Annotated in this window: 2 protein-coding genes; both read right to left on the bottom strand. The window is 57.5% G+C overall.

The annotated features are described in order from the left end of the window. Positions 1–119: 119 nt before the first annotated feature. The gene (locus AC3WJD_RS22020) at positions 120–416 is read right to left on the bottom strand and encodes a type II toxin-antitoxin system RelE/ParE family toxin (RefSeq protein ID WP_492748998.1); all 297 of its coding nucleotides are present in this window, start codon (positions 414–416) and stop codon (positions 120–122) included. After that, on the bottom strand, positions 413–670 hold the full coding sequence (locus tag AC3WJD_RS22015; protein ID WP_492748997.1) for a type II toxin-antitoxin system ParD family antitoxin: 258 nt from the start codon (positions 668–670) through the stop codon (positions 413–415). The genes AC3WJD_RS22020 and AC3WJD_RS22015 overlap by 4 nt, the downstream gene beginning before the upstream one ends. Between the last annotated feature and the right edge of the window lie 278 nt (positions 671–948).

Below are 948 nucleotides of genomic sequence, written 5' to 3'. Positions count from 1 at the left end.
CGGGGAGCAACCACCCTGCCAGCCAGCACGTCTGGCCGTGACTGAGGGCGAATCGCGCCGCGATTACCCCATGTTTCAGGCGACGAAAAAGCCAGCTGCACGTCCGAGATGGCGGCGATTCAGGAAGGAAAGAGGATGGTGTTGTAGTTCTGGGCACCGTGCAGAATGTGGAGGATGATCACTTTTTCCGGCTCGATCCGGTAGAAGATCAGATAATTCCCATGGCCCCGCCGACGCACGCCGCTCGCCTCATAGCGCGGAACGAGCGGGAATCGTTCCGGCATGTCCGCCAACCCCAGGCATTTCGAACGCAGCTCCTGCAAGAAGCTCAAGGCCCGTGCCGGATTGTCGCGCGCGATATAGTCGCCGATCGTCTCAAGATCATATTCGGCCTCGGCCGATAGATGGACGATCATTCGTTGTCCGCACTCATGGCGCGATACTTGGCCTCAAGGCGATCAAACACCTGATCGGCCGGTGTCGTGCGACCTGTGTCCGCGTCTGCAAGACCCCGCGCTATCGAGGCATCGAAGGCGGCCAGGCGCGTTTCCCTGTCCTGTATCAGGCGCACGCCTTCGCGTAGAACCTCGCTTTTTGAGTTGTAGCGGCCCGTCGCGACGAGGCGGCTGACGAAATTCTCAAGCTGCTTTCCGAGATCCGCGCTAATCATAATCGAGCCTCCATTCACGGCGAGAATAGCACCTTATCAACAGTTGATAAAGTCATCCGCGCTGGATGATGCGCTGATCGCGTCCGAACGCCCTGAAATTTGAACTTCTTACCGGCTCCTCGGCATCCTTGAGGAGACGGCCAAATTCCATGAATGATCGGCAACTATCGGAGAATCGATTCATCCCGCTGAAAGTCTGAAATGGCGAAGGATTTCGGGCGCATAAGCGTACGAAATCCTTACATGCAGGAACCCGCGATCCGCGTTCTCTGCGCTAT

Source organism: Sphingobium sp. FW306-1B-F04DB (assembly GCF_058781925.1).
The sequence above is the reverse complement of the archived record's forward strand: the minus strand, read 5'-3'. Positions and strand labels throughout refer to the sequence as shown.